The organism is Streptomyces sp. NPDC088387 (assembly GCF_044753385.1).
Taxonomy (GTDB): domain Bacteria; phylum Actinomycetota; class Actinomycetes; order Streptomycetales; family Streptomycetaceae; genus Streptomyces.
Window position 1 is genome coordinate 183,549 of record NZ_JBIVNC010000010.1, and the last position, 26,301, is coordinate 209,849.

Genomic DNA, 26,301 nt, shown 5'->3' on the forward strand with positions numbered 1-26,301 from the left:
TCCTTCGAGTCCCCTCTTCAGAACGGCAGGCCCAGCGTGGAAGTTGTCATCGTTCCGGACGCCGCGGCGGGCGGCGAACTGATCGCCGAGGCCATGGCGCAGTTGCTGCGGCGCAAGCCCGACGCCGTGCTCGGGGTGGCCACCGGGTCGACGCCGCTGCCCATCTACCAGGCGCTGACGGCCAAGGTGCGGTCCGGTGCCGTGGACGCCTCGCGGGCGCGGATAGCGCAGCTCGACGAGTACGTGGGGCTGCCGGCCGACCATCCCGAGTCGTACCGTTCGGTGCTGCGGCGCGAGGTGCTGGAGCCGCTGGGGATCGGGATGGACGCGTTCATGGGGCCGGACGGTGCGGCCGAGGACGTGCAGGGGGCCTGCGAGGCGTACGACCGTGCGCTGGGTGCCGCCGGTGGGGTCGATCTTCAGTTGCTGGGGATCGGCACGGACGGGCACATCGGGTTCAACGAGCCCTGCTCGTCGCTGGCCTCGCGGACGCGGATCAAGACGCTGACGGAGCAGACGCGGGTGGACAACGCGCGGTTCTTCGACGGTGACATCGGGCAGGTGCCGCAGCATGTGATCACGCAGGGGATCGGCACGATCCTGGAGGCTCGGCATCTGGTGCTGCTGGCCACGGGTGAGGGCAAGGCGGACGCCGTGGCGGCGACGGTGGAGGGGCCGGTGGCGGCGGTGTGTCCGGCGTCGGCGTTGCAGTTGCATCCGCATGCGACGGTGGTGGTGGACGAGGGGGCGGCGTCCAAGCTGAAGCTTGCGGACTATTTCCGCCACACGTTCGTGAACAAGCCCGCGTGGCAGGGCATTTAGCCGCTCCTGCCGGTGCCGGTCGCTCCCGCGCGGGGGTGGCCGGCACCGTGCGTTGCGGCTGGGGCGGGGGCGTTGCGCAACCCGGCGCGACGGGGGTGCCGCCGCGCCCACCCGTGCCGCCCTGCGGCACGATTGCCCGCGGCTGCGCGGGTGGGTGCGCTTTCAACGGGCGCAGGCTGCAAGGCTTTTAGGGGCGCGGGGAACTGCGCGACCAGCCACCGCGAACCCGCACCCGCACGACCGCCGTCGTCCCCCAGGGGCGCGGGGCTGCACCTATTTGCGGCTCCGCCGTGGGGCGTGGCCAGCCCCCACCGGGCCCGCGCCCGTAAGCGCACGCCCCGCTACACCCCCGCGATCGCCTCCGCGGCAGCGCGTCCGCAGACCCGGGACGCGCCGTACGTCGCCACGTGGAGTGTGCCCCGGGGCGGGGCCTGCGGGACGCCCATCTCGACGACGACGGTGTCGGGGCGGGCGGCGACCAGGGTCGACACCGCGTCCGCCATCCAGCCGTGCCGGTGTTCGTCCCGGACCACGGCCACCACGCGCCGGTCACCGGCCGCGTCCAGCGCCTCGGCACCCGCGCCCTCGCCGGTGAACGTGCCGGAGCCCGTGCCGGGAAGGAGTTCCGCCAGGTCGGCCGCGAGGCCCCACGGCGTCTCGTCGCCGACCGCGATGTTGGGCGCCGGGTTGAACAGGGCGACGAAGGGCGCCGAGGTGAGCGGTGTGAAGGACTCCGTCGCGGTGACCCGCAGGGCGCGGCGCGCTCCCCGCAGGCCGATGTCGCGGGGCACGTCGGGCGCGGCACCGTCCTTCGCCGCCGAGGCCCAGCGGGCCAGCCGCCGGACCCGGTCCGCCGCGTCCGCCAGCCGCTCCTCGGCGAGTTCGCCCGAGCGCACGGCCGCGACGATGGCGTCCCGCAGACGCCGTACCGTCTCGTCGTCGGAGAGGCCGCCGCCCACGCAGATGGCGTCGGCGCCGGCCGCGAGGGCGAGCACGGTGCCGCCCTCGATGCCGTGGGCGGCGGCGACGCCCTGCATCTCGATGGCGTCGGTGACGATCAGGCCGTCGTGGCCGAGTTCGCCGCGGAGCAGGTCGGTGAGGATACGGCCGGAGAGGGTCGCCGGGCGGTCCGGGTCCAGGGCCGGGACCAGGATGTGGGCGCTCATCACGGCGAGGCTGCCGGCGCCGATGGCCGCGCGGAACGGGGCCAGATCGCGGGCGGCCAGCACCTCGGCGTCCACGTCGATCAGCGGCATCGCGTGGTGGGAGTCGACCCCGGTGTCCCCGTGGCCCGGGAAGTGCTTGGTGCAGGCGGCGACGCCCGCGGCCTGCATGCCCTGGACGTAGGCGGCGGTGTGCCGGGCGACCAGTTGCGGGTCGGCGCCGAAGGACCGTACGCCGATGACCGGGTTGTCGGGGTTGGAGTTGACGTCCGCGGACGGCGCCCAGTTGAAGTTGACACCGCACTCGGCGAGCCGGCGGCCGAGTTCGAAGGCCACGTCCCGGGTGAGCGCCACGTCGTCGACGGCGCCGAGCGCGTGGTTGCCCGGGAAGGACGAGCCGGTGCGCACCTCCAGGCGAGTGACGTCACCGCTCTCCTCGTCGATGGCGACGATCACGTCGTCGCGTTCGGCGCGCAACTGTGCGGTCAGGGCGGCCACTTGCTCCGCCGTGGCGACGTTGCGGCCGAACAGGCCCACCGAGGCGAGGCCTTCGCCGAGCCGGCGCAGCAGCCAGTCGGGCGCGGTGGTGCCGGGGAAGCCGGGCTGGAGGACGGTCAGGGCGTCGCGGGTCAGCGTGTTGGTGTCGCTGGCGAAGGTCGTCATCGGGTGGCGTTATCCCTTCACGGCGCCGTCGGTCAGACCGCTGACCGCGCGACGCTGGAGGAAGACGAAGAGGATGAGGATCGGGATCGCGAACAGCGAGGACGCCGCCATCGTCGCGCCCCAGTCGTTGCCGAAGACGCTCTGGAAGCTGGTCAGCCACAGCGGCAGTGTCTGCGCCCCGGCCTCCTTGTTGACGACCAGGACGAGCGGGAGTTCGTTCCAGGCGGTGATGAAACCGAACATGGAGGTGGCCATCAGGCCCGGCGCGAGCAGCGGGAAGATGACCTTGCGGAAGGCCTGGACGCGGGTGCAGCCGTCGACCAGCGCCGACTCCTCCAGTTCCCGCGGGACCGCGGCGACGAATCCGCGCAGCGTGAGGATGGTGAAGGGCAGGATCATCATCATGTAGAAGAGCGTCAGCGGAACGAGGCTGTTCAGCATGGACGCGTCCCGCACGATCATGTAGATCGCGATGATCATGACTTCCCAGGGCGCCATCTGCGCCATCATGAAGCCGATGATGAAGCCGCGCCGGCCCTTGAACCGCATCCGGGCCAGGGCGAAGGCGGAGGCGAGCGCGATGGCCAGCGAGAAGACGACCGCGCAGACCGTGACGATGAACGAGTTGCCGACGAACGTCCAGAAGTTGTCGGCCTCGACCGCGGTCCTGAAGTGGTCGAGCGTGACGTTGGTCGGGAACCACACCGGGTCCACGGAGATGATGTCGCCGGTCGGCTTGAACGCCGTGGAGAACATCCAGTACACGGGGAAGACGAGACCGATGAACAGGACGACGGCCGTGGCGTTGGGCCAGATACGGCCGAAGAGCGAGCGCTTCACAGCTCGTCCTCCTCTTGCTTGAGCACGATCCGCAGGTAGTACGCGGTCAGGGCGAGCAGAACCAGGATGGTCAGGACGGCGATCGCGGCGCCTCTGCCGTAGTGCTGGTTGCCGACGCCCTCGATGTAGGCGTAGACGGGCAGGATCTCGGTGAGCCGGTCGGGGCCGCCGCCGTTGATGGTGAAGACCTGCACGAACGCCTTGAAGATCCAGATGACTTCGAGGAACGTCGTGGCGTAGAGGAACGGGCGCAGATAGGGGAACGTCACGTTGGTGAAGCTCCGCCAGGCACCGGCTCCGTCGAGGGAGGCGGCCTCGTAGAGTTCCCTGGGGATGGTCGTGGTCGCGGCGTAGAGGTTGATCGCGACGAACGGAATCGACATCCACACGATCAGCACGGTGACGACGAAGAACGTCGACATCTGGCTGCTGGTCCAGCTGTAGTCGGCCATCGAGTGCCAACCGAGCTTGTCCAGGACCCAGTTGACGACGCCGAAGCGCTGGGCGAACAGCCACTGGTAGACGGTGGACGCGGCGACGACGGGCATCGCCCAGGCCAGCACGAGGCCGATCATCAGGGTGACGCGCATCCGCCTGCCGAGCCGGGCCAGCAGCAGACCGACGAGGGCGCCGAGGACCATGGTCAGTACGACGTTGACCGCCGTGAACAGGATCGAGCGCAGGGTGACGCGCCAGAACTCCGACCCGCCCAGCGTCTCCTGGTAGTTCTCGACGCCGTTCCACTCGGTGACGTGCTGGATCAGCTGCGCCATGTTGAGGTTCTGGAAGGACAGCAGGAAGTCCTTCAGCAGTGGCCAGCCGAGCAGCAGCACACTGGCCGCGCAGGCCGGCAGCAGCAACAGGTACGGGGCGTAGGCGCCGATGCGCCCCGTGCGTCTGGGGGGTGACCCGCCGTCCGCCTTGCGGATCTCCGCCGGACCGGAGGGCGGCCGTTCGGTCTGCACGGTCATGCTCGCGATCTCTCTCTCGACCTACGTACGATCGCCGGGGCGGAGCCTGCCACGTGGGCCTGCGTCCGCCCCGGCTGGAGCGTTCGTTACTGCTGCTGCGCCAGGCGCTTGTTGAACTCTTCCTCGACCTGCGCGGCGGCGTCGGCCGGGGACTTGCCGTTGAGAACGGCCGTCATGTAGGTCTTGATCGGGTTCGGGGCGTTCTCGACCGCGGCCCACTCGGGGATCAGCGGCGTGGTGCCACCACCGGCGGCGGCCGGAGCAGCGGCCTCACCCGCGGCGTTGCCCGCGAGGTTGCTCTGGAGCGACTCCTTGTTGGGGATGACGCCGTTGAGCTTGGTCAGCTGGCCCTCGTACTGGTCGGACAGCGCGATCTTCAGGAACTCCTTGGCGAGGTCCTGCTTCTTGCTGCCCGCGGCGACGGCGAGGTTGGAGCCGCCGAGGAAGACACCCTCGGGCTTGTCGGCCGTGTCACCGGGGATGGTGAAGTAGCCGATCTCCTTCTCGATCTCGGGGTTGGCCTCGATCGCGATGCCGGCTTCCCAGCCCATGCCGATGAAGGCACCGACGTTGCCCTCGGCGAAGACCTCACCCTGCTGCGGGGTGGCCTCGTCCTTGTCCTTGGGCGCGTCGGAGAGGTCCTGGAACTTCTTGTACGTCTCCATGGCGGCGGCGACCTTGGGGTCGGCCAGGTTGGAGACGTACTTGTCGCCGTCCTTCTTGACCAGTTCGCCGCCCTCGCCGACCACCAGGCCGACGAAGTGGTACCAGTTCTGGCCGGGCAGGTAGATCGGCTCGGCGTCGGTCTTCTCGCCGATGGTCTGAAGGTCGGCGTAGAACTCGTCACGCGTCTTCGGGGTGTCCTTGATACCCGCGTCCGCCCAGATCCCCTTGTTGTAGAGGACCACGCGGTTGGCGAAGTACCAAGGGGCCGCGTACTGCGTGCCCTCGAAGACGGAGGAGTTGTTGAGCGACTCGGTCCAGTCGGCGCCGATCTCGGACTTGAGGTCCGCGAGGTCGGCGAGGCCGCCCGTCTTGGCGTAGGCCGGGGTCTGGGTGTTGCCGATCTCGAAGACGTCCGGCGGGTTCTCCTCGGACAGGGAGGTGGTCAGCTTCTGCTGGATGCCGTTCCACTGCTGGACCTCGAACTTGACCTTCGCCTTGGTCTTCTTCTCGAAGGCGGCGGTCACGTCCTTCTGCCACTGGTCCGGCGAAGAACCGTCCATCACCCACACCGTGAGCGTCTCGCCGGCGTAGCCGTCGGCTCCGGAGTTGCTGTCGCCGTCGCCGTCGTCGCCCCCGCACGCCGCGATGGAGACCATCATTGCCGCGACACCGATCGCGGATATCAGCTTGCGCTTCACGCCATCCTCCTCAGGGATGCCAAAACCCCCCTGCCTCCCCGCGGTGCTCCGTCAAGCCGGGCGTACCGCCCGTGGGGCCGGGACCTGGACCAATGGTGTAGACCAGTACGGGGAGCTTGGCCCAGACCATTTGGCCTGTCAAGGGTGTTCAACCACCCCCTGAGGGTCCGTGATGCGACCGAGATATGCAGGGACCTTTCATTCCGCAAGTGACGTATCGGACGGACCAGTTCCGGTGTACCAGGGGCTTCATCATGGCGCGCTGGACTAGACCAACCAGGGTCTCGACGGTATACAGAGGAGATCACGGACGTGGCGGCGGACAATACCGGTGGCGACCGGTAGTGGTCACCCGCGTACAAAGCCGTGCCACGATGTGAACCGCGGCCGGCGGGTGTCGGTCGCTTCGGCATCCGGAGCCGGGAAGGCAGAGCATGACCACCGACGTCAGCAGTGCGGAGAACGAGGGTGGGGCGACCGTCCGTACCGCGCGTGTGCCCAAGTACTACCGCCTGAAGAAGCATCTGCTCGACATGACGGAGACGCAGACGCCGGGCACACCGGTCCCGCCCGAGCGCACGCTGGCCGCCGAGTTCGACACCTCGCGCACCACCGTCCGCCAGGCGCTTCAGGAACTGGTGGTCGAGGGCCGGCTGGAACGGATCCAGGGCAAGGGCACGTTCGTCGCCAAGCCGAAGGTCTCGCAGGCGCTGCAACTCACCTCGTACACCGAGGACATGCGCGCCCAGGGCCTCGAACCCACCTCCCAGCTGCTGGACATCGGCTACATCACCGCCGACGACCGGCTCGCCGGACTGCTCGACATCACCGCCGGCGGCCGAGTGCTGCGCATCGAGCGGCTGCGGATGGCCAACGGCGAGCCGATGGCGATCGAGACCACCCACCTCAGCGCCAAGCGCTTCCCGGCGCTGCGCCGCAGCCTCGTCAAGTACACGTCCCTCTACACCGCCCTCGCCGAGGTGTACGACGTCCATCTCGCCGAGGCCGAGGAGACCATCGAGACCTCGCTGGCCACCCCGCGCGAGGCCGGCCTGCTCGGCACCGACGTCGGCCTGCCGATGCTGATGCTCTCCCGCCACTCGGTTGACCGCGGGAACAACCCGGTGGAATGGGTCCGCTCGGTCTACCGCGGCGACCGCTACAAGTTCGTGGCCCGGCTGCGGCGGCCCGAAGCATAGGAACACCGGGCACCCCCGGATCTGCTGGGGGTCCGGGGTCACCCCCCGGGACAACACAGCGTGGCCCGGCTGCGGCGGCCGGAAGCGTAATCTCCGGGGCCGCTCGACGTAGGTCCCCTCCTCATCCGTCTCTCTTCGAAGACGTTCATGGTGTAGCGCAGATCACACAGCCTGCCGTACGGTCCTCCCGTCACGCATACGACGGGAGGACGACCCGTGCGCACAGCGAACGCCCGAACCATCGTCATCTGGACCCTCGTCGGGCTGGTCGGGGCCACCGGCTGGACCGTCCTGGCGCTCTCCCGCGGTGAGGAGGTCTCCGCCGCCTGGATGGTCGCCGCCGCGCTCGGCTCGTACGCGATCGCGTACCGCTTCTACTCGAAGTTCATCGCGTACAAGGTCCTCAAGGTCGACAAGACCCGGGCCACCCCGGCCGAGCGCCTCGACAACGGCATCGACTACCACCCCACCGACCGCCGGGTCCTGCTCGGTCACCACTTCGCCGCGATCGCCGGCGCCGGACCGCTGGTCGGCCCGGTGCTCGCCGCGCAGATGGGCTATCTGCCCGGCACGATCTGGATCATCGTCGGCGTCATCTTCGCGGGCGCCGTCCAGGACATGGTCGTGCTGTTCTTCTCCACCCGCCGCAACGGCCGCTCGCTCGGCCAGATGGCGCGCGAGGAGATCGGCCCGTTCGGCGGGGCCGCGGCGCTGATCGCCACCTTCGCCATCATGATCATCCTGCTCGGGGTGCTGGCGCTGGTCATCGTCAACGCACTCGCCGAGTCCCCGTGGGGCACCTTCTCCATCGGCATGACGATCCCGATCGCCCTGCTGATGGGCTTCTACCTGCGGGTCCTGCGGCCCGGCCGGGTCGTCGAGGTGTCCGTGATCGGCGTGGCCCTGCTGCTGTTCGCGCTGATCGCGGGTCGCTGGGTGGCCGAGTCGTCCTGGGCGGACACCTTCACGCTCGCGCCGTCCACGCTGGTCATCTGGATGGTGGCGTACGGGTTCATCGCGTCGATCCTGCCCGTGTGGATGCTGCTCGCGCCCCGCGACTACCTCTCCACCTTTATGAAGATCGGCACGATCGCGCTGCTCGCGCTGGGCGTGGTCGTCGCGCTGCCGACGCTGAAGATGGACCCGGTCACCGACTTCGCCTCGCGCGGCGACGGACCGGTCTTCGCGGGCTCGCTCTTCCCGTTCGTGTTCATCACCATCGCCTGCGGCGCCCTGTCCGGTTTCCACGCGCTCATCTCCAGCGGCACCACGCCCAAGATGATCCAGAAGGAGACCCAGGTCCGGATGATCGGCTACGGCTCCATGCTGATGGAGTCGTCGGTGGCCGTGATGGCGCTGGTCGCGGCCAGCATCATCGACCCGGGCCTGTACTTCGCGATGAACGCCCCGTCCGGGACCATCGGCACCACGGTGGAGAGCGCCTCGCAGGTGGTGAGCAGCTGGGGCTACCAGATCTCGCCGCAGGACCTCGCGCAGGCGGCGAAGGACGTCGAGGAGTCGTCGCTGCTGTCGCGGACCGGCGGCGCGCCCACCCTCGCCGTGGGTGTCTCGGAGATCTTCTCCCAGGTGACCGGCGGCAGTCTGCGCGCCTTCTGGTATCACTTCGCCATCATGTTCGAGGCGCTGTTCATCCTGACCGCGCTGGACGCCGGTACCCGCGTGGGCCGGTTCATGCTCCAGGACATGCTGGGCAACGTCTACAAGCCGTTCAAGAACATCAGCTGGAAGCCCGGCCTCGTCATCACCAGCGCGATCGTCTGCGCCCTGTGGGGCTACTTCCTGTGGGTCGGCGTCCACGAGCCCCTCGGCGGGATCAACCAGCTCTTCCCGATCTTCGGTATCTCCAACCAGTTGCTCGCCGCGGTCGCGCTCGCCGTCTGCACCACCCTGCTGGTGAAGTCCGGCCGCCTCAAGTGGGCCTGGATCACCGGCGTTCCGCTGGCCTGGGACGCCACGGTCACACTGACCGCCAGCTACCAGAAAGTGTTCTCCTCCGATCCCCGGGTCGGCTTCTTCAAGCAGCGGCAGGTCTTCCAGGACGCCATCGACGAGGGCAGGCTGCTGCCGCCCGCGAAGTCGATGGACGACATGGAGACCGTCGTCACCAACTCCACGGTGGACGGCGTCCTGTCGGCCGTACTGGCCCTGCTGATCATCGTGGTGATCGTCGACGCGGCCCGGGTCTGCGTCCGGCACGTCCGCCGGCCGGCCCTGTCCACGCTGAGCGAGGCGCCGTACGTCGAGTCGAAGATCGTCGCTCCGGCCGGGCTGTTCCCGACCAAGGAGGAGAAGGAGGAGGCGCGCCATGAGGTCGGCGCTTCGACGGGCACTTGACGGCGTCCACTGGTACCTGCGGGAACTGACCGACGAGTCGGCCTACGACCGCTATGTCGCCCATCTGCGCAAGGACCACCGGGACGCCGAGGTGCCGTCCCGGCGCGATTTCGAGCGCATGCGGACGGACCGGCAGGAGACGGACCCCCGCCAGGGGTTCCGCTGCTGCTGAGTTCCGAAATGCGAAGTACGCGGCCGTGCGTCGTACCGGTATCTGAACAAGGTCTTCCGATTCCATGACCCACTGACCTAGATTGCCTGCGCGTTACACAGGTGATCAGCGTGGATCAGTGAGGGTTCGGAGCCGTCAGATGTCCAAAGAGCCAGATGTGAATCAGGCGGCGGTGGTGACGCCTGCGCGCGTTGTCATCGCCGTCTGCCTGCTAGCCCCCTTCGTCGCGATGCTCTGGGTGGGCTCGTACGCCAAGACGGACCCGGCCTTCATCGGCATTCCGTTCTTCTACTGGTACCAGATGGCCTGGGTGGTGCTCTCCACGGTACTGACCATGACCGCGTACTGGCTGTGGCAGCGTGACCAGCGCGCCCGCAAGTCCCAGAAGGGTGCCGCGCAGTGAACGACGGCGTGAACGGCGTCGCACTCGCCGTCTTCATCATCTTCTTCGCCGCCGTGACGGTCATGGGCTTCCTGGCCGCACGCTGGCGCAAGGCCGAGAACGAGCACAGCCTCGACGAATGGGGCCTGGGCGGTCGGTCGTTCGGCACCTGGGTCACCTGGTTCCTGCTCGGCGGCGACCTCTACACCGCGTACACCTTCGTCGCCGTGCCGGCGGCGATCTACGCGGCGGGCGCGTCCGGCTTCTTCGCGGTGCCGTACACGATCCTCATCTACCCGATGATGTTCGTCTTCCTGCCCCGGCTGTGGTCGGTGTCGCACAAGCACGGGTACGTCACCACCTCGGACTTCGTCCGGGGCCGGTTCGGCTCGAAGGGCCTGTCGCTGGCGGTCGCCGTCACCGGCATCCTGGCCACGATGCCCTACATCGCGCTCCAGCTGGTCGGCATCCAGGCCGTGCTGGACGTGATGGGCATCGGCGGCGGCGAGAACACCCACTGGTTCATCAAGGACCTGCCGCTGCTCATCGCCTTCGGTGTGCTGGCCGCGTACACCTACTCGTCGGGGCTGCGGGCGCCCGCGCTGATCGCGTTCGTGAAGGACGGGCTGATCTATCTCGTCATCGCCGTCGCGATCACCTACATCCCGATCAAGCTGGGCGGCTTCGACGACATCTTCGGCGCGGCGAGCGAGAAGTACGAGGCGGCGGGGGCGGGCGGTCTGGTGCCGAACGCCCAGTCGCAGTGGACGTACGCGACGCTGGCGCTCGGTTCGGCGCTCGCGCTGTTCATGTACCCGCACAGTGTGACGGCCGTGCTGTCCAGCCGCAGCCGGGACGTGATCCGGCGCAACTCCACGATCCTGCCGCTGTATTCGCTGATGCTCGGCCTGCTCGGCCTGCTGGGCTTCATGGCGATCGCGGCCGGCATCAAGGTGGAGAACGGCCAGCTGGCGATCCCGCAGCTGTTCGAGAACATGTTCCCGGACTGGTTCACCGGTGTCGCGTTCGCGGCGATCGGCATCGGCGCGCTGGTCCCCGCGGCCATCATGTCGATCGCGGCGGCGAACCTGTTCACCCGCAACATCTACAAGGACTTCATCAAGCCGGACGCCACGCCCGCCCAGGAGACCAAGGTCTCCAAGCTGGTCTCCCTGCTGGTGAAGGTCGGCGCGCTGGTCTTCGTCCTCGGTATGGACAAGACGGTCGCCATCAACTTCCAGCTGCTGGGCGGCATCTGGATCCTCCAGACCATGCCGGCGCTCGTCGGCGGTCTGTTCACCCGCTGGTTCCACCGCTGGGCGCTGCTGGCCGGCTGGGCGGTCGGCATGGTCTACGGCACGGCCGCCGCGTACGGGGTGGCGTCCCCGACGCAGAAGCACTTCGGCGGCTCGTCGGCGGAGATCCCCGGCATCGGTGAGATCGGCTACATCGGCCTCACCGCGTTTGTGCTCAACCTGCTCGTGACGGTCGTCCTGACGTTCGTCCTGAAGGCGCTCAAGGCGCCCGAGGGCATCGACGAGACAAGCCCCGGCGACTACACGGTGGACGCCGGCGACCCCGGCGTACGGACCGAGCTGCCCCCGGCGACGGCGGAGCCCAGCCGCCCCTAGGGCCACACGGGAGACAGCGGGCCGTCGGGGGAAGGCTCCCCGACGGCCCGCTGTTGTGTGGCGGTGAGTTGACGCTGCGAAACCAGTGCGACACAACATCTGGGGGTGGGGCGACAGCGCGGCACAAGATGTATGCTCATGCTCGCTGTCGCCGCAGGGGAATCCGGTGCGAATCCGGAACTGTCCCGCAACGGTGTACTTGTGCATGATTTGTGCACATGGTCAGTCCGAGGACCTGCCGACAGTGCGCCCGACCACCCGGTCCGGGCGCCTGACGTCCGGGCCTCGTGGAATGGGCCGGTGGACGCGACGCCGTGTGCGCTCGTGCTGCCGTCCGCCCTCCGCAAGGCCCCGTGCCGAGCGAGGGAGAGCCCCACGTGACCATCGCGCCAGCCGACCCGGCTTCAGCGGTAGCAGCCGAAGCGGAGTACGACGGTCCAGGTGCCGCGCTGTTGCGCACCCTGACCGAGCTGACCGCCGACCTCCCCGACGCCGACCCCGGCCGGGTGGCCGCCGCCGCACTGCGCGGCCGCAGCTCCCGGAACGCCGCCGAGATCGACACCGAGTTGCGCGAGCTGGCCACCGAGGCCGCCGCCGGCCTCATCTCCGAGGACCCCGTCTACTCGCGCCTCGCCGCGCGGCTGCTGACGGTCTCCATCGCCGCCGAGGCCGCCTCCCAGGGCGTCACCACCTTCACCGGGTCCGTCGCGACCGGCCACCGCGAGGGCCTGATCGCCGACCGCACCGCCGACTTCGTCCGGCTGCACGCCGAGCGGCTCGACGCGCTCGTCGACCGGGACGCCGACGACCGCTTCGGCTACTTCGGTCTGCGCACCCTGCACAGCCGCTATCTGCTGCGCCACCCGATCACCCGCAAGGTCATCGAGACCCCGCAGCACTTCCTGCTCCGGGTCGCCTCCGGACTCGCCGAGGACGACACCGTCCGCGCGCTCGACGAGGTCGCCTCGCTCTACGGCCTGATGAGCCGCCTCGAGTATCTGCCGTCCTCCCCCACGCTGTTCAACTCCGGCACCCGACACCCGCAGATGTCGTCCTGCTACCTGCTCGACTCCCCCCTGGACGAACTGGACTCCATCTACGACCGCTACCACCAGGTCGCCCGGCTCTCCAAGCACGCCGGCGGCATCGGCCTGTCCTACAGCCGGATCCGCTCACGCGGTTCGCTGATCCGCGGCACCAACGGGCACTCCAACGGGATCGTGCCGTTCCTGAAGACCCTCGACGCCTCGGTCGCCGCGGTGAACCAGGGCGGCCGGCGCAAGGGCGCGGCCGCGGTGTACCTGGAGACCTGGCACTCCGACATCGAGGAGTTCCTGGAGCTGCGGGACAACACCGGTGAGGACGCCCGCCGTACGCACAACCTGAACCTCGCGCACTGGGTGCCGGACGAGTTCATGCGCCGGGTCGACGCGGACGGGATCTGGTCGCTGTTCTCGCCGGCCGACGTGCCGGAGCTGGTCGACCTGTACGGCGCCGAGTTCGACGACGCCTACCGGGCGGCCGAGGAGAAGGGGCTGGCCCGCAGGACGATCCCGGCGCGCGAGCTGTACGGCCGGATGATGCGCACCCTCGCGCAGACCGGCAACGGCTGGATGACCTTCAAGGACGCCGCCAACCGCACGGCCAACCAGACCGCCGAGCCGGGCCACGTCATCCACTCCTCCAATCTCTGCACGGAGATCCTGGAGGTCACCGACGACGGCGAGACCGCGGTCTGCAACCTGGGCTCGGTCAACCTCGGCGCCTTCGTGGACACGGCGACCGAGGGCATCGACTGGGAGCGGCTCGACGCCACCGTGCGCACGGCCGTCACGTTCCTCGACCGGGTCGTCGACATCAACTTCTACCCGACCGAGCAGGCGGGCCGCTCCAACTCCCGCTGGCGTCCGGTCGGTCTGGGCGTGATGGGCCTCCAGGACGTCTTCTTCAAGCTGCGGCTGCCGTTCGACTCGCCCGAGGCGAAGGCGCTGTCCACCCGGATCGCCGAGCGGATCATGCTCGCCGCCTACGAGGCCTCCGCCGACCTCGCCGAGCGCAGCGGCCCGCTGCCGGCCTGGGAGAAGACCCGTACCGCCCGGGGTGTGCTGCACCCCGACCACTACGGTGTCGAGACCACCTGGCCGGAGCGCTGGGCCGCGCTGCGGGAACGTATCGCTTCGGTGGGGCTGCGCAACTCGCTGCTGCTGGCGATCGCGCCGACCGCCACCATCGCCTCCATCGCCGGGGTGTACGAGTGCATCGAGCCGCAGGTGTCCAACCTGTTCAAGCGCGAGACGCTGTCCGGTGAGTTCCTCCAGGTCAACTCCTATCTGGTGCAGGACCTGAAGAACCTCGGCGTGTGGGACGCCCGGACCCGGGAGGCGCTGCGCGAGGGCAGCGGTTCGGTGCAGGCGTTCGCGTGGATCCCCGAGGAGGTGCGCCGGCTGTACCGCACGGCGTGGGAGATCCCGCAGCGCGGTCTGATCGACATGGCCGCCGCGCGTACGCCGTACCTGGACCAGGCGCAGTCGCTGAACCTGTTCCTGGAGACGCCGACCATCGGCAAGCTCTCCTCGATGTACGCGTACGCCTGGAAGTCGGGTCTGAAGACCACGTACTACCTGCGTTCGCGCCCGGCGACCCGGATCGCCCGGGCCGCCCAGGGCCAGGCGCAGCCCGAGAAGACCATCCCCGTCCAGCAGGCCGCCGACCCCGAGGCCGTCGCCTGCTCCCTGGAAAACCCCGAGTCCTGCGAGGCCTGCCAGTAATGAGCAACCAGAACCTTCTCGACCCCGGCTTCGAGCTGACTCTGCGTCCGATGCGCTACCCGGACTTCTACGAGCGCTACCGGGACGCCATCAAGAACACCTGGACCGTGGAGGAGGTCGACCTCCACTCGGACGTCGCCGACCTCGCGAAGCTGAGCCCCTCGGAGCAGCATCTGATCGGCCGGCTGGTCGCGTTCTTCGCGACGGGCGACTCGATCGTGGCGAACAACCTGGTGCTGACGCTGTACAAGCACATCAACTCCCCCGAGGCGCGGCTGTATCTGAGCCGTCAGCTCTTCGAGGAGGCCGTGCACGTCCAGTTCTATCTGACGCTCCTGGACACCTATCTGCCCGACCCGGAGGACCGGGCGGCGGCGTTCGACGCCGTCGAGAACATCCCCTCGATCCGCGAGAAGGCGGAGTTCTGCTTCAAGTGGATCAACGAGGTCGAGAAGCTGGACCGTCTGGAGAGCCAGGCCGACCGCCGCCGCTTCCTGCTCAACCTGATCTGCTTCGCCGCGTGCATCGAGGGCCTGTTCTTCTACGGCGCCTTCGCGTACGTCTACTGGCTGCGCAGCCGCGGTCTGCTGCACGGCCTGGCGACCGGCACCAACTGGGTGTTCCGTGACGAGACGATGCACATGTCGTTCGCGTTCGAGGTCGTGGACACCGTCCGCAAGGAGGAGCCGGACCTCTTCGACGACCGGCTTCAGGAGCAGGTCACCGACATGCTGCGGGAGGCCGTCGAGGCCGAGCTTCAGTTCGCGCGCGACCTGTGTGGTGACGGCCTCCCGGGCATGAACACCGAGTCGATGCGGCAGTACCTGGAGTGTGTGGCGGACCAGCGGCTGACCCGGCTGGGCTTCGCGCCGGTCTACGGCTCCGAGAACCCCTTCTCCTTCATGGAGCTCCAGGGTGTTCAGGAGCTCACGAACTTCTTCGAGCGCCGTCCCTCGGCGTACCAGGTCGCGGTGGAGGGCACCGTGGACCTGGACGAGGACTTCTGAGCCGGCTTCGGCTCCAGCCTCCCCTCGGCCTCCCTGAGCTGACGGTCGACGCGCCAGTCGCGCACCGCACCGATCAGCGCGGGGAGGACCACGAGGAGCATGATCCCGAGGACGGCCAGCAGGCCGATGAGTCCTTGCGTCTGTTCCGTAGTCATGACACTACTGTCGCGCCGAATGCTCCTTACCGGCAGTGGCAGGACTGCCGCACACCCTCGATTTCCTGCCAGTAACGCGGCACACTGGCAGCATGCTCAAAAACGTGGCCGTCGCCCTGCTCGACGGCGTACATCCCTTCGAGCTCGGCGTCGTCTGCGAGGTCTTCGGCATGGACCGCAGCGACGAGGGGCTCCCGGTCTACGACTTCGCGGTCGTCTCGGCCGAGGGGCCGACCCTGGGCACCCACGTCCCCGGCTTCACCGTCGCCACGCCCTACGGACTCGACCGGCTCGAAGAGGCCGATCTGATCGCCGTGCCCGCCGGCAGCGACTACACCGTGCGGGAGTATCCGCAGGAGCTGCTCGACGCCCTGGTCAGGGCCGTCGACCGGGGCGCACGTGTACTGAGCGTGTGCTCGGGGGTGTTTGTGCTCGGCGCCGCCGGACTGCTCGACGGCCGGCGGTGCGCGGTGCACTGGCGGCAGGCGGAGGAGCTCGGCCACCGCTACCCGCGCGCGATCATCGAGCCGGACGTGCTCTACGTCGACGAGGGCCCGGTGATCACCTCGGCGGGCACGGCGGCCGGGATCGACGCCTGTCTGCACATCGTGCGCGAGGAGGAGGGCCCGCGGACCGCCAACTCCATCGCCCGGCGCATGGTCGTGCCGCCGCACCGGGACGGCGGCCAGGCCCAGTACATCGAGCGGCCGCTGCCCGCCTCGTCCTGCGACACCGTCGGCGAGGTGCTGGCCTGGATGGAACAGCACCTCGCCGAGGACGTCACGGTCGAACAGCTCGCGGCCCGCGCCCTGATGTCGCCGCGCACCTTCGCCCGCCGCTTCCAGCAGGAGACCGGGACGACCCCGTACCGCTGGATCCTGCGCCAACGGGTGCTGCTGGCCCAGCGGTTGCTGGAGGCGACGGACGTGACGGTGGACGCGATCGCCTCGCGGGCCGGGTTCGGCTCCGCCGCCGCGATGCGCCACCAGTTCCTGCGCGCCGTCGGCACCACGCCGAACGCCTACCGGCGCACGTTCAGAGGACCGGAGGCCGCCTGAACGCGCGCCGGCGGATCAGCGCGCCACCGGCGTGAGCAGCAGCCGGTTCGGGCGCAGGGTGATCCCCACCCGGGTCAGGTCGTCGGACCCAGGCACCTGCTCGAAGCGGTACCTGGTCGCCACCGCCGCGGTGATCAGGCTGAGTTGGGCCATGGAGAAGTGGTCGCTCGGGCACTTGCGATTGCCCACGCTGAACGGACTCATGGCGTATTTCGGAACGTCCTTGGAGCGTTCCGGAAGCCAACGGTCGGGATCGAACCGGAGGTTCTCCGCGTACGAACGCGCATCGCGTTGGATCGCGTACGGACTGTAGACGATGTCGGCCCCGGCGGGAATGCGATACCCACCGAGTTCGGAGTCGGTTACTGCCCGGCGGGTCAGTATCCATACGGCGGGCCGCAAACGCATCGCCTCGACGACGACATTGTTGGTGTGCCGCAGCTTGCGGACGTCCTCGAATGCGACGGGCCGGCCGCCGGTCACGGATTCGACCTCGTCCCGGACCCGGTCCGCGTGCTCCGGGTGTTCGGCGAGGACTTGGAGCAGCCACATGATCGTGGACGCGACGGTTTCGCTGCCCGGCGTGAGTATCGCGACGACCTGGTCGTGGATCTCCTGTTCCCCGATGGGCTCGCCATTCTCGTCCTTCGCCTCCAGCAATGCCGTCAGCAAATCGTCCGGCTTTTGACCAGAGGCGCGCCGCTCGGCGACGATCTCGTCGACGAGGAGATGCAAATCGGCCAGCGCCCGGTTGAATTCGCGGTTGGCCGGCAGCGGCAGCCGGTACAGCGGCCCGAGCGGGACGACCATCCTGCGGTACATGCCCCGGAAGACGGTGGCGAGCGCGTTGCACAGCCGCTCCGCCCGCTCGTCCATGAAGTCGCCGCGCAGCAGACAGCGCGCGGCGATGCGCACCGCGACCCGGAACGACTCGCCGGTGCAGTCGATGGTGTCGCCCGGCTGCCAGCGCTCGGTGAGCGCGTGCGCCTCCTCCTCCATGATCGGGCCGTACGCCGGTATCGCGTCGAGCCGGAAGGCGGGCTGGATGGTGCGGCGCTGGCGGCGGTGGCGCGGGCCGTTGGCGGTGGCCACGCCCTCCTTGCCGAGCAGCCCCTCCAGGGACTCCCACAGCGGTCCGTCGATCTTGTAGTTGGGGTTGAGGGCGAGGGCGCCGGTGAGGTCCGGCGTGGTGACGGCGTAGACCGTCTTGGGGCCGAGCTTCAGGCGGACCACGTCGCCGTGCTCACGCAGCCGGGCCATAAAGCCGAGCGGGTCGCGCACGAGCTTCAGGCCGTGCCCGAGCAGCGGTACGCCACCGCCCGCGACGGGGGGTTCGCGCAGTTCCTGGGCCTCGGGAAGGGTGGTTTGTGGCTTTACCGACTCGACGGTCATTTCTCACCTGCCGCTTCGTTGTTGACGTACGGGGGCGTGGACCGGTCGTCCCAGTTGTCGACCATGTAACGGCCGGATTCGTGGTGGAACCAGTAGACGGAACTGAACCAGTTCCGCATATTCGTGACGCAGGACCGCACGGCGGCCGCGAGTTCCTTTCCCTGTACGGTGCCGTCGGCGAGTTCGTCGGCGAAACGCAGTACCTCGCGTTCGGCCACGAGGAATTCGGTGATGCATTCCTCGACCCGGCGCCGCAATTCCGTCACGGCCTCTTCCAGGGTCAGTCCCTCATGGGTGATGAGACTGATTCCGAGATTGTGCACCTCGTCGCCCGCGATTTCCTTGGGCAGCGAGCAGAGGTCGTTGTACCAGGCGGCGAATTCCTGGCTGAGCAGCGCCGCCCGCCGAAAGGCCGGGTTCTTCCGTACCGTGCGCGGCAGTTCGACGCCCGCGCTCGGTTCGAGAAGGTCCGTCCAGATCCAGTGCGCGAACGTGAGCCGGCGCAGGGCGAGATACTCCTCGACGCTCGGGACGATTCCCTCGACACGGTTGTGGAACTCGCGGTCGTAGGCCTCGATGACCGCGTGGAAGTGCCGGACGAAGCGCGCGTTCCAGCTCTGGGGGAGGAACGACAGCAGCCGCCCCACACTGTCCGCGAGGCCCGCCACCAGGGGATCCTCGTGGTGCAGATGGTTCTGGGGTGCATCGAGGGCCGCGTGCAGTCTGCGCCGCAGCCGCGCCCAGGCGTCGGACCGGCCGTGCACGATGTCACGGTCGTGGCGGTCGTCCCAGACGAAGAACCAGGCGCTGTAGTCCGCTATCGCCTGGAGAACATCGTCCGGGGCTCCTGTGTAGTACCCCGCCATGAGGTCGGTGTAGCACAGTCCGTCGGCATATTCCTTCACCTTGTCGGCCGGCATGAGCCGCTTTTCAAGGAGCCAGGTGCGGGTCTTCTCCTGGAGCCTTGGCCAATACGGGTGCAACTGCCGCGGAAACGCCGACTCGATCACCGGAAGAGAGAGCGATGGTGGGATCGCGGTCGTCGTCGATGTGGTGCCGTGTGGGAAAGCAGACACGAACAAACCCCTCTCAGCCGCCAGATGCGCACACCCCTCCCGCGGTACCGGGCGTGCGCCGTTGCGTATCCCCGCACTTCCCATTCAGCACCACAACTGACCGATCTGGGAACGGATTTGCTCCATTCACTACCCCAACATGCCGAGATTCCCCTCTTGTGTGACTGATTGTGGATCATTACGAGTGCAGATCCGATCGAACGTGCGAGGGACACACGAACGGCGCCCGGCCGGGATCAATCCCGGCCGGGCGCCGTGTGGTTGGCGTTCGGGGCTCCCGACTGCCCTGGCGGGCTCAGTCGTTGGCGACCACGGGGTAGCGTGGCTCGTTCTCGGCCATCTGCCGCAGGGCGTCCTTGCGCTCGCGCTTGGACAGCCGGTCGATGTAGAGGTACCCGTACAGATGATCCGTCTCGTGCTGCAAACACCGAGCGAAGTACCCGGTGCCGCGCACCTTGATCGGATTGCCCCGCTCGTCCTGACCGGTCACCTCGGCGTAGTCGGGCCGGGCCAGCGGCGCGTACGCGGTCGGCACCGACAGACACCCCTCGTTGCTGTCGTCCAGGCGCCGCTTGTCCGCGGGCAGCTCGACCAGCTTCGGGTTGCACACCACACCGACGTGCCGCACTCCGTCGTCGTCCGGGCAGTCGTAGACGAACACCTTCAGATCGACGCCGACCTGGTTGGCGGCGAGACCCACGCCCTCGGCGGTGCGCTGCGAGGCGAACATGTCGTCGATCAGCTTCAGCAGTTCGTCGTCGAAGCTGGTGACGTCCCTGCACTCCTTGTGCAGCACGGGGTTCCCGACCACGGTGATCGGCCGCGAGCTGCCGCGCCCGCGATACGCCGCCTCACGCTCCTCACAGTCCTCCGTGTCCGCGACGAACCCGTCGTCGTCAACGGGAAGCACGCCAACGTGCTGCTGATCGGTGTCCTGCTGAGCCATGACGAACGTGAGCCTTCCTGCACAAGAACGAGGGGTGGTTGCCGACCAAGGGTACGTGGGCCTGCCCATGGGGGGCGCGGGGAACTGCGCGAGAACCCACCACGGCCCGCACCCGGCAGCGAAACCTCAGCAAACCTCTTCGAGATCCCGCCAGTCCCGCGACTCCGGAGAATCCGCGACCCATCCATCCAGCAGCCCTCGGACGAGAGAAGCAGGGGCGGCCACGCCACATTCCCGCTCAGGCACCCACATCTGCCCGTCCGTCCGATGCCCCAGCGGCCCCGGATGCCCCGGCTCACTGTGGTCGTGCGGATCCAGATGCTCCCCGTCCCCCTCGTCGGACGGCATCCGCGACTCCGAGCACAGCCGGCACAGCAGCCGCACCGACGACGACCAGTCCTCCGCCGCGAACCCGGCGTCCGCCGCGAGCTGCTCCAGCGCGTCCCGGTCGGCCTCGGTCGCCGCCTCCAGGAGCACCACCCAGGTCGGCACCGGCGAGGGCGCCCACAGCTCGATCTCGTCGAAGACCGGGTAGGAGTGCCCGGCGGACGTGGTCCGCTCGCCGTGCGGGACACCGTCGTGCAGTACGACCTCGCCCCAGCGGCGCCCGGACGACGGCAGCGGAATCGACAGCACCTCGATCCGCGCCGGATCCAGCCGCCGCCCCCACACGACCTCGGCCTCGCCCTCCGGCGACAGCCGTACGGCCGCGCTGCCCAGGTCCATGCCGACCGGCTCGCCGGAGACGGCGGCGCCACCCGGCACGTGCAGCCCGTACGCCTGCCAGGCCCGGCGGGCCAGCGGCCAGTCCTGGAGGGCGGTGGCGGCGATCCCGACGTTCCACCAGTCGGGTGCCCCGGTCTCCCGGTCGAGCAGGGCCACGGCCCGCAGCCCGGCGGCCCTGGCCTGCTCCCAGTCGTGCCGGAACTTGTGCAGCAGGGCGAGGTTGAACCAGGACTCCGAGAGCCAGGGCTCCAGATCGGCGGCCCGCGTCAGCAGCGCGCCCGCGTCCTCGTACCGGCCGTCCCCGATCAGCGTGAAAGCACGGTCCGTGGCCTGCCGCCAGGAGGCGGAGGGCCGGTGCCGTCCCTTGCCGAAGATCCTCACGATTCCCGCCTGCCAGTTCCGTTCGGTGGGCTGGCTGTGCCCCCGGACACCCTCTCCCTCGCATCCAACCACGTACGGCTGGAAGGGCGCTCATTACCCATGGGTTACCCAGCCGCACCGGGGGTCAGACCACCGCGCCGGCCATCGCCCCGCGCGCTCACCCGCCACCGCCCTGGTGGGACAGCACCCTGGCCAGCGCCTCCACGACGTCCGGAGCGTAGTCCCCCGCGGTGCCCAGGCGCAGCTCCTCCAGCGCGGTCAGCGGCCCGCCGGGACCGGCGTCCCGCGCCTTCTCCTCGTACGCGTTGACCGCCCGCACGATCCGGGCCGCGACCGGCTGCTCCCGGTAGGGGTCGGCCTGCCGCTCCACCACGGCCGCGACGGCCGCGTCCACCCCGGTCTGCCGTACGACGGCCCCGCCGAGCAGCGCGATCCGGCGCTGTTCGGCGGCGGGCAGCCCGGCCGTGGCGCCGGCCGGCACCGGGTCGACGAGGCTGAGCTGGCCGATGTCGTGCATGAGGGCCGCGTACTCCAGGACCGTCAGCTCCGGCTCGGTGAGGCCGAGGTCGCGGCCGACGGCCTGGCCGAGCGCGGCGACCCGGCGGGCGTGCCCGGCCGGGGTGTAGCCGGCGATCTCGGTGGCGCGGGCGAGGGAGGCGATGGTCTGCCGGTAGGTGGCGCGTACGGCGGAGTAGCGGCGGAAGGTGACCTGGGCCAGCAGGAGCGGCAGACAGAACAGGGGCAGCGCCCAGAGCCCGGCGACCGCGACGCCGAGCGCCATGACCGCGCCGGTCGCGCAGACCGCGGAGCCGATGCCACGCAGGGCCCGCAGTTCCTCGCGCAGCAGGGGGCCGAACGGCCAGCCGGTGCGCAGCCGGGCGGAGGCGGCGGCCAGTACGGCGTCGCACAGCGCGGTCAGCGCGAGGATCGCGAGCAGGACGAGGGCGTATCCGGAGCCGCCCCAGGTGTCGAACAGCCCGTTGTTGTAGAGGGGTTGGAAGCAGACGGCGGCGAATCCGACGGTGAGGACGCGGCGGGAGAGGTGGTCGAGGGTCGGTCCGCGTCCGCGCGCGATGTGCGAGACACAGCCGGTCAGGGTGGCGGCGAACACCACGGTGACGACCTGTGCGACGCCGTGCCCGGTGGGCCGGCCCGCGTCCTCGCCGAGCAGCGCGTACGCCAGCGCCCCGGCGGCGCCGAGGGGCGCGGCGTCCCGGCCGTGCGCCCAGGTCCACCGGCTCAGCTCACCGACGGCGATGAGCAGCCCGAACGCGAGCGCGACACCCCGCTCCGCCAGCCCGCCCCAGAGGGTGGCGGCGAGACAGCAGACGACGACCAGACCGGCAGTGGCGTGCAGCAGGCCGAGCAGGACGAACGGGCGGGCGCCGGCCCGGCCGCTCCCCGGCGCCCGGTGGGCACCGCGCCGCCGCGCGTGCGCGGGGGGCCTGGGGGCGGGGGCGTGCGCGGGGGCACGTCCGACGGTCATCGGAGGGCTCCCCGGCGCACGATGGGGCGTGCGGGGGTGTGGTCGGGGGTGTGGTCGGGGGCGTGGTCGGGGGCGTGGCCGGTGCCCGTGCTCATCGGTGCGCCCCCTGGCGCCAGGAGGCCTGTTCCGGGACGCGTGGGCCGGATGGCTCGTCGGCGGTGACCGCGGGGTGCCAGCCGGGGCCGGTGCCGTTCGAGGATCTGCCGAGGGCGCGGACCAGGGCCTCGACCATGCGGGGGTCGAAGTGGGCGCCCGCGCACCGCCGTAGCTCCTCCAGGGCGACCGGCACGGGCCGGGCGCGGCTGTAGGAGCGGGTGGAGGTCATGGCGTCGAAGGCGTCGGCGACCGCGACGACCCGGGCGGGCTCGGGGATCTGGCTGCCGACGAGGCCGTAGGGATAACCGCTGCCGTCGAGCCGCTCGTGGTGGTGGAGGATCGCCGAGCGGGCCTCGCCGAGGAAGCCGATGCCGCGCACCATCTCGTGGCCGTACTCGGGGTGCAGCTCGATGATCCGGCGTTCCTCGGGGGTCAGCGGGCCGTCCTTGCGCAGCAGCCGGGTGGGGACGCCGAGCTTGCCGACATCGTGCAGGATCCCGGCGAAGCGGATCAGCTCGACGCGGTCCTCGTCCATGCCGAGTTCGCGGGCGATCATCAGGGAGGCCTGTCCGACGCGCTCGCTGTGGCCGCGCGTGTAGCCGTCCTTGATGTCGACGGCCTGGACGAGCGCGCGGATGGTCGCCTGGTGGGCGGCGCTCTCCCGGTGGTACTGGGCGAACGCCCACCAGGACACGCACATGGGCAGCAGCACGAGCAGCGCGGCGACCGGGCCGTACGGGCTGCGCCACAGCACGGCCATCATCAGCCCGGCGAGCCCGTGCACGGCGAAGGGCGCCAGCGACCGGCAGAACAGCCCGCGCCAGGCCCGGCGGGCCGGCACCCCCTCGGCCAGCGCCAGGATCCCCCCGTCGAGCACGGTCAGGACCAGACAGAACGCCAGGACGGCGGCCCCGGCCGGGACGAGCGCGTAGGGAAAGTCCGAGGCGACCACGGCGTCGCGGCCGCCGAAGGCCCAGTGCGCCCGGGTCGCGGCCCATACGGCGATGACCAGCCGCGCGGTCCGCCACAGCCGCCGCCAGCCGTACGGCCGCTGCTCGACCGGTGCGAGGAGCGCGCCGGGCAGCACCACGAGCGCCGCGGCGGGCGGGGGCAGCAGGAACGCGCCGGCGAGCAGCACCGGATAGCAGGTGCCGGCGAACCGGCTGCCCGCGATCCGCTCCCCGCACGCATGCAGCGCGGCGAGCAGCGCGACCGCCCACCAGGGCGCGAGCACGGTGGGCAGCGGCCACAGACAGACGACCGCGACCAGGGCGACACACGTGATGTACCCACGTGCCGCTGCCGGTCCCGCCTCCATCGCGCCCCTCCCCCGACCATGCCTGTCCAGGCTCCGGAGCCTAGGACGGCAGGGGAAAGCACACGGGCGGATAACCCGGCAATTAGCACGTTCGGGTGACGACCGCCCGTTCTACGGACGGGCCGGTCGGCCGGTCTCCCGGGCGGGGCCCGGGGCGGCGAACGAGGTCAGGACTCCTGCGGCGAGGCCGTGACGTCGTGCTCGGGCACCGACTGCCCGGAGCGGATCAGGTCGATCCGCCCCATGACCTTCGAGCGCAGGTCGGTGGGCACGTCGTCCTGCCCGCAGCACCTCTTGACGAGCTTCTTCACGGCCTGCTCCAGGCCGTACTTCTCCAGGCACGGCGAGCACTCCTCGAAGTGCACCTCGAACTTGGTGCAGTCCGCGTCCGGCATCTCCCGGTCGAGAAACTCGTAGAGATGGTCGAGGACCTCGCTACAGTCCGTCTCGTGCGGCTCTCCGCAGCTCATGAGCCCGAGCCTTTCGCTTCGTTCGACTCTCCGGCGCCGGCCGGGACCAGACCGCGCTCACGCGCGTAGTCCTCCAGCATGCCGCGCAGTTGACGGCGGCCACGGTGCAGCCGGGACATCACCGTACCGATGGGTGTCCCCATGATGTCCGCGATCTCCTTGTACGCAAAGCCCTCGACGTCGGCGAGATAGACGGCGATGCGGAATTCCTCGGGGATCGCCTGGAGCGCTTCCTTCACGTCCGAGTCGGGCAGGTGGTCGAGCGCCTGCGACTCGGCGGAGCGCAGACCGGTCGACATGTGCGACTCGGCGCGCGCGAGCTGCCAGTCCTCGATCTCCTCGGCCGCGGAGCGCTGGGGTTCGCGCTGCTTCTTGCGGTAGGAGTTGATGAACGTGTTGGTCAGGATCCGGTACAACCACGCCTTGAGGTTGGTGCCCTCACGGAACTGGTGGAAGGACGCGTAGGCCTTGGCGTACGTCTCCTGCACCAGGTCCTCGGCGTCGGCCGGATTGCGCGTCATACGGAGCGCGGCCGAGTACATCTGGTCGAGGAATTCCAGCGCGTCGCGCTCGAAGCGCGCGCTGCGCTCCGTGGTCGACTCCGCACCGGTGCCCTGGCCCTCGGGCTGCTCCGCCTGGCCGTAGTCGGTCCCTGCGTCGGTACCGGGAACCGGACCCACCTCCTCAAGTTTCTGGGCAGGACCGAGCCCGGTCCCACCAGAATCGGAGGATAGACGACGATCCGGTCCGCCCGCCGCTCGAATGGGAGCGGTCTTGGCCGCGTGCAGCACCGTCCAGTCGAGCTGGTCGGTTGCTGCGCGGCCCGGGCAGAAGGTCGAACCCATGCGGCGGACTTCCTCTCCACGACGTAGAAGCCGGTGCCCCGGCCCTTCTGTCCGCCTTCAACAGCACTCCGGGTCCCGGCATTCCCCGGTGTTCAGCCCAGTGACCGTGCCCACTCCGTCACGGCGTCAGTGATGATCGTCACTGCCTCGTCCTGGCTGATCGTGGCCCGTTTCGGTACGGCGAGACCGTGGTCGGCGTCCGGCACCTCGACCAGTGCGTAGCCGCCGCCGGGGAACTCCGCGGGCCGGCCGAAGGGATCGTTGCCGCCCTGGACGACGAGGGTGGGGACGCCGGCGCCGAGCAGCTCGTCGGCGCGGGACTTCTCGGGCCGGCCCGGCGGGTGCAGCGGGAAGCTGAGGGCGAGCACACCGGCGGCGCCCAGTTCGAGGGCCGTACGGCAGGCCACGCGGGCGCCGGCGCTGCGTCCGCCGGAGATCACCGGCAGTCCCGGCGCGGTGAGTGCGGGCCACAGGCCGCGCCAGCCGGCGTCGAGTGTTCTCGGCGGCGACGCGACCTTCTTCCCGGCCACCCGCCAGGGCTGTTCCACGAGGGCGACGGTCACACCGTGCGCGGGCAGGGTCGCGGCGAGCGCCTGGAGGTCGCGGGCCCCGATGCCGCCGCCCGCGCCGTGGCTCGCGGCGAGCACCAGACGGGCGCCGGGCGCCGGGAACCAGGTGATCCGGGCGGTGCCGGCCTCGGTCTCGACGTTCTCCACGGCGTCGGCCCCGGCCGCGTCCGCGGCCCTCGCGCTCTTCACGGCCTGCACGACCTTGACGGCCTTCACCGCTTTGACGGCCTTGACGGCCTTGACGGCCTTGACAGCCCGCACAGCCTTCACGGCTTTCCCGGCCTTCCCTGCGCTGCCGGCCTTCTCCACTCCGCCGACCTTCCCCGCTCTGCCCGCCCCGCCTGTCCCAGCCGTCTCGCCCACCTCGCCCACCTCGTCCGTCCCGCCCGTCCCGGTGGTCACGTCCACGCCGTCCCGATCCTGCGACGGCCCGTTCAGACCCGTCC

23 protein-coding genes and 1 riboswitch are annotated in these 26,301 nt (G+C 69.8%); of the genes, 9 read left to right on the forward strand and 14 right to left on the reverse strand.

The features are described 5' to 3' along the window. Window positions 1–36 precede the first annotated feature (36 nt). Complete coding sequence (gene nagB / locus ACIQAC_RS26405; RefSeq protein WP_402194815.1) at window positions 37–822, forward strand: glucosamine-6-phosphate deaminase; 786 nt, start codon at window positions 37–39, stop codon at window positions 820–822. 341 nt (window positions 823–1,163) lie between these two features. Here the strand turns inward: nagB and ACIQAC_RS26410 are convergent, their stop codons facing one another. The 4 genes from ACIQAC_RS26410 to ACIQAC_RS26425 form a co-directional block, all read right to left on the reverse strand. Continuing rightward, window positions 1,164–2,648 (reverse strand): glycoside hydrolase family 3 protein, encoded by a 1,485-nt coding sequence (locus tag ACIQAC_RS26410; protein WP_402194818.1) that lies wholly within the window; start codon window positions 2,646–2,648, stop codon window positions 1,164–1,166. Between the two features lie 9 nt (window positions 2,649–2,657). Beyond that, on the reverse strand, window positions 2,658–3,488 hold the full coding sequence (locus ACIQAC_RS26415; protein ID WP_402194819.1) for a carbohydrate ABC transporter permease: 831 nt from the start codon (window positions 3,486–3,488) through the stop codon (window positions 2,658–2,660). After that, entirely contained in the window at window positions 3,485–4,459 is a 975-nt protein-coding gene (locus ACIQAC_RS26420) for a carbohydrate ABC transporter permease (protein WP_402194820.1), read from the reverse strand. Before ACIQAC_RS26420 ends, ACIQAC_RS26415 begins: the two co-directional genes overlap by 4 nt. A gap of 86 nt (window positions 4,460–4,545) precedes the next feature. Beyond that, window positions 4,546–5,823, reverse strand: a complete 1,278-nt coding sequence (locus ACIQAC_RS26425) for an extracellular solute-binding protein (protein WP_402194823.1) — start codon at window positions 5,821–5,823, stop codon at window positions 4,546–4,548. Between the two features lie 434 nt (window positions 5,824–6,257). On the opposite strand from ACIQAC_RS26425, the gene ACIQAC_RS26430 reads away from it, so the two are divergent. The 7 genes from ACIQAC_RS26430 (at window position 6,258) to ACIQAC_RS26460 (ending at window position 15,337) form a co-directional block, all read left to right on the forward strand. Next, window positions 6,258–7,022, forward strand: coding sequence for a GntR family transcriptional regulator (locus tag ACIQAC_RS26430; protein ID WP_402194826.1), 765 nt, complete (start codon window positions 6,258–6,260; stop codon window positions 7,020–7,022). A gap of 216 nt (window positions 7,023–7,238) precedes the next feature. After that, on the forward strand, window positions 7,239–9,377 hold the full coding sequence (locus ACIQAC_RS26435; protein ID WP_402194828.1) for a carbon starvation CstA family protein: 2,139 nt from the start codon (window positions 7,239–7,241) through the stop codon (window positions 9,375–9,377). Next, window positions 9,349–9,549, forward strand: coding sequence for a YbdD/YjiX family protein (locus ACIQAC_RS26440; protein WP_402194830.1), 201 nt, complete (start codon window positions 9,349–9,351; stop codon window positions 9,547–9,549). The genes ACIQAC_RS26435 and ACIQAC_RS26440 overlap by 29 nt, the downstream gene beginning before the upstream one ends. Window positions 9,550–9,688: 139 nt before the next feature. Then, window positions 9,689–9,952 carry a DUF3311 domain-containing protein gene (locus tag ACIQAC_RS26445; protein WP_402194832.1) on the forward strand — a complete coding sequence of 88 codons (264 nt, stop codon included), beginning with the start codon at window positions 9,689–9,691 and terminating at the stop codon, window positions 9,950–9,952. Next, window positions 9,949–11,562: a monocarboxylate uptake permease MctP gene (mctP, locus tag ACIQAC_RS26450; RefSeq protein WP_402194834.1), complete on the forward strand. Its 1,614-nt coding sequence runs from the start codon at window positions 9,949–9,951 to the stop codon at window positions 11,560–11,562. The genes ACIQAC_RS26445 and mctP overlap by 4 nt, the downstream gene beginning before the upstream one ends. A 125-nt stretch (window positions 11,563–11,687) precedes the next feature. After that, window positions 11,688–11,820: riboswitch (cobalamin riboswitch) on the forward strand. A gap of 119 nt (window positions 11,821–11,939) precedes the next feature. Further along, window positions 11,940–14,330 carry a ribonucleoside-diphosphate reductase subunit alpha gene (locus tag ACIQAC_RS26455; protein WP_402194837.1) on the forward strand — a complete coding sequence of 797 codons (2,391 nt, stop codon included), beginning with the start codon at window positions 11,940–11,942 and terminating at the stop codon, window positions 14,328–14,330. Beyond that, a complete protein-coding gene (locus tag ACIQAC_RS26460) occupies window positions 14,330–15,337 on the forward strand; it encodes a ribonucleotide-diphosphate reductase subunit beta (RefSeq protein WP_402194838.1) in 1,008 nt (335 codons plus the stop codon). Before ACIQAC_RS26455 ends, ACIQAC_RS26460 begins: the two co-directional genes overlap by 1 nt. On the opposite strand, the gene ACIQAC_RS26465 is transcribed toward ACIQAC_RS26460, so the two are convergent. Continuing rightward, window positions 15,250–15,492: a hypothetical protein gene (locus ACIQAC_RS26465; protein WP_402194840.1), complete on the reverse strand. Its 243-nt coding sequence runs from the start codon at window positions 15,490–15,492 to the stop codon at window positions 15,250–15,252. The two genes, ACIQAC_RS26460 and ACIQAC_RS26465, sit on opposite strands and share 88 nt — an antisense overlap. A gap of 92 nt (window positions 15,493–15,584) precedes the next feature. On the opposite strand from ACIQAC_RS26465, the gene ACIQAC_RS26470 reads away from it, so the two are divergent. Continuing rightward, window positions 15,585–16,550 (forward strand): helix-turn-helix domain-containing protein, encoded by a 966-nt coding sequence (locus ACIQAC_RS26470; RefSeq protein WP_402194843.1) that lies wholly within the window; start codon window positions 15,585–15,587, stop codon window positions 16,548–16,550. A 15-nt stretch (window positions 16,551–16,565) separates the two neighbouring features. Here ACIQAC_RS26470 and ACIQAC_RS26475 read toward each other — a convergent pair whose 3' ends face one another. From ACIQAC_RS26475 to ACIQAC_RS26515, 9 genes are all read right to left on the reverse strand, one after another. Beyond that, entirely contained in the window at window positions 16,566–17,942 is a 1,377-nt protein-coding gene (locus ACIQAC_RS26475; protein WP_402194845.1) for a cytochrome P450, read from the reverse strand. Next, window positions 17,939–19,018, reverse strand: coding sequence for an epi-isozizaene synthase (cyc1, locus tag ACIQAC_RS26480; protein WP_402194848.1), 1,080 nt, complete (start codon window positions 19,016–19,018; stop codon window positions 17,939–17,941). The genes ACIQAC_RS26475 and cyc1 overlap by 4 nt, the downstream gene beginning before the upstream one ends. A gap of 295 nt (window positions 19,019–19,313) precedes the next feature. Next, window positions 19,314–19,964 carry a peptide deformylase gene (gene def, locus ACIQAC_RS26485; RefSeq protein WP_402194851.1) on the reverse strand — a complete coding sequence of 217 codons (651 nt, stop codon included), beginning with the start codon at window positions 19,962–19,964 and terminating at the stop codon, window positions 19,314–19,316. Window positions 19,965–20,090: 126 nt separating this feature from the next. Then, window positions 20,091–21,071: a tetratricopeptide repeat protein gene (locus ACIQAC_RS26490; protein WP_402194853.1), complete on the reverse strand. Its 981-nt coding sequence runs from the start codon at window positions 21,069–21,071 to the stop codon at window positions 20,091–20,093. A 157-nt stretch (window positions 21,072–21,228) separates the two neighbouring features. Beyond that, window positions 21,229–22,557: an HD-GYP domain-containing protein gene (locus ACIQAC_RS26495; protein WP_402194856.1), complete on the reverse strand. Its 1,329-nt coding sequence runs from the start codon at window positions 22,555–22,557 to the stop codon at window positions 21,229–21,231. A 91-nt stretch (window positions 22,558–22,648) separates the two neighbouring features. Next, complete coding sequence (locus tag ACIQAC_RS26500; RefSeq protein WP_402194858.1) at window positions 22,649–23,971, reverse strand: HD-GYP domain-containing protein; 1,323 nt, start codon at window positions 23,969–23,971, stop codon at window positions 22,649–22,651. A gap of 167 nt (window positions 23,972–24,138) precedes the next feature. After that, entirely contained in the window at window positions 24,139–24,441 is a 303-nt protein-coding gene (gene rsrA / locus ACIQAC_RS26505) for a mycothiol system anti-sigma-R factor (RefSeq protein ID WP_402194861.1), read from the reverse strand. After that, the gene (sigR, locus tag ACIQAC_RS26510; protein WP_402194863.1) at window positions 24,438–25,121 is read right to left on the reverse strand and encodes an RNA polymerase sigma factor SigR; all 684 of its coding nucleotides are present in this window, start codon (window positions 25,119–25,121) and stop codon (window positions 24,438–24,440) included. The genes rsrA and sigR overlap by 4 nt, the downstream gene beginning before the upstream one ends. Before the next feature lie 257 nt (window positions 25,122–25,378). Then, entirely contained in the window at window positions 25,379–26,044 is a 666-nt protein-coding gene (locus ACIQAC_RS26515) for an alpha/beta family hydrolase (RefSeq protein ID WP_402195113.1), read from the reverse strand. Between the last annotated feature and the right edge of the window lie 257 nt (window positions 26,045–26,301).

Excerpts from the sequence above, each read along its gene's own strand:
- ACIQAC_RS26410 (WP_402194818.1), bottom strand. The coding sequence starts at position 2,648 with ATGACGACCTTCGCCAGCGACACCAACACGCTGACCCGCGACGCCCTG.
- ACIQAC_RS26420 (WP_402194820.1), bottom strand. The coding sequence starts at position 4,459 with ATGACCGTGCAGACCGAACGGCCGCCCTCCGGTCCGGCGGAGATCCGC.
- ACIQAC_RS26430 (WP_402194826.1), top strand. The coding sequence starts at position 6,258 with ATGACCACCGACGTCAGCAGTGCGGAGAACGAGGGTGGGGCGACCGTC.
- ACIQAC_RS26440 (WP_402194830.1), top strand. The coding sequence starts at position 9,349 with ATGAGGTCGGCGCTTCGACGGGCACTTGACGGCGTCCACTGGTACCTG.
- ACIQAC_RS26445 (WP_402194832.1), top strand. The coding sequence starts at position 9,689 with ATGTCCAAAGAGCCAGATGTGAATCAGGCGGCGGTGGTGACGCCTGCG.
- ACIQAC_RS26460 (WP_402194838.1), top strand. The coding sequence starts at position 14,330 with ATGAGCAACCAGAACCTTCTCGACCCCGGCTTCGAGCTGACTCTGCGT.
- ACIQAC_RS26465 (WP_402194840.1), bottom strand. The coding sequence starts at position 15,492 with ATGACTACGGAACAGACGCAAGGACTCATCGGCCTGCTGGCCGTCCTC.
- ACIQAC_RS26470 (WP_402194843.1), top strand. The coding sequence starts at position 15,585 with ATGCTCAAAAACGTGGCCGTCGCCCTGCTCGACGGCGTACATCCCTTC.
- ACIQAC_RS26475 (WP_402194845.1), bottom strand. The coding sequence starts at position 17,942 with ATGACCGTCGAGTCGGTAAAGCCACAAACCACCCTTCCCGAGGCCCAG.
- def (WP_402194851.1), bottom strand. The coding sequence starts at position 19,964 with ATGGCTCAGCAGGACACCGATCAGCAGCACGTTGGCGTGCTTCCCGTT.
- ACIQAC_RS26495 (WP_402194856.1), bottom strand. The coding sequence starts at position 22,557 with ATGACCGTCGGACGTGCCCCCGCGCACGCCCCCGCCCCCAGGCCCCCC.
- ACIQAC_RS26500 (WP_402194858.1), bottom strand. The coding sequence starts at position 23,971 with ATGGAGGCGGGACCGGCAGCGGCACGTGGGTACATCACGTGTGTCGCC.
- rsrA (WP_402194861.1), bottom strand. The coding sequence starts at position 24,441 with ATGAGCTGCGGAGAGCCGCACGAGACGGACTGTAGCGAGGTCCTCGAC.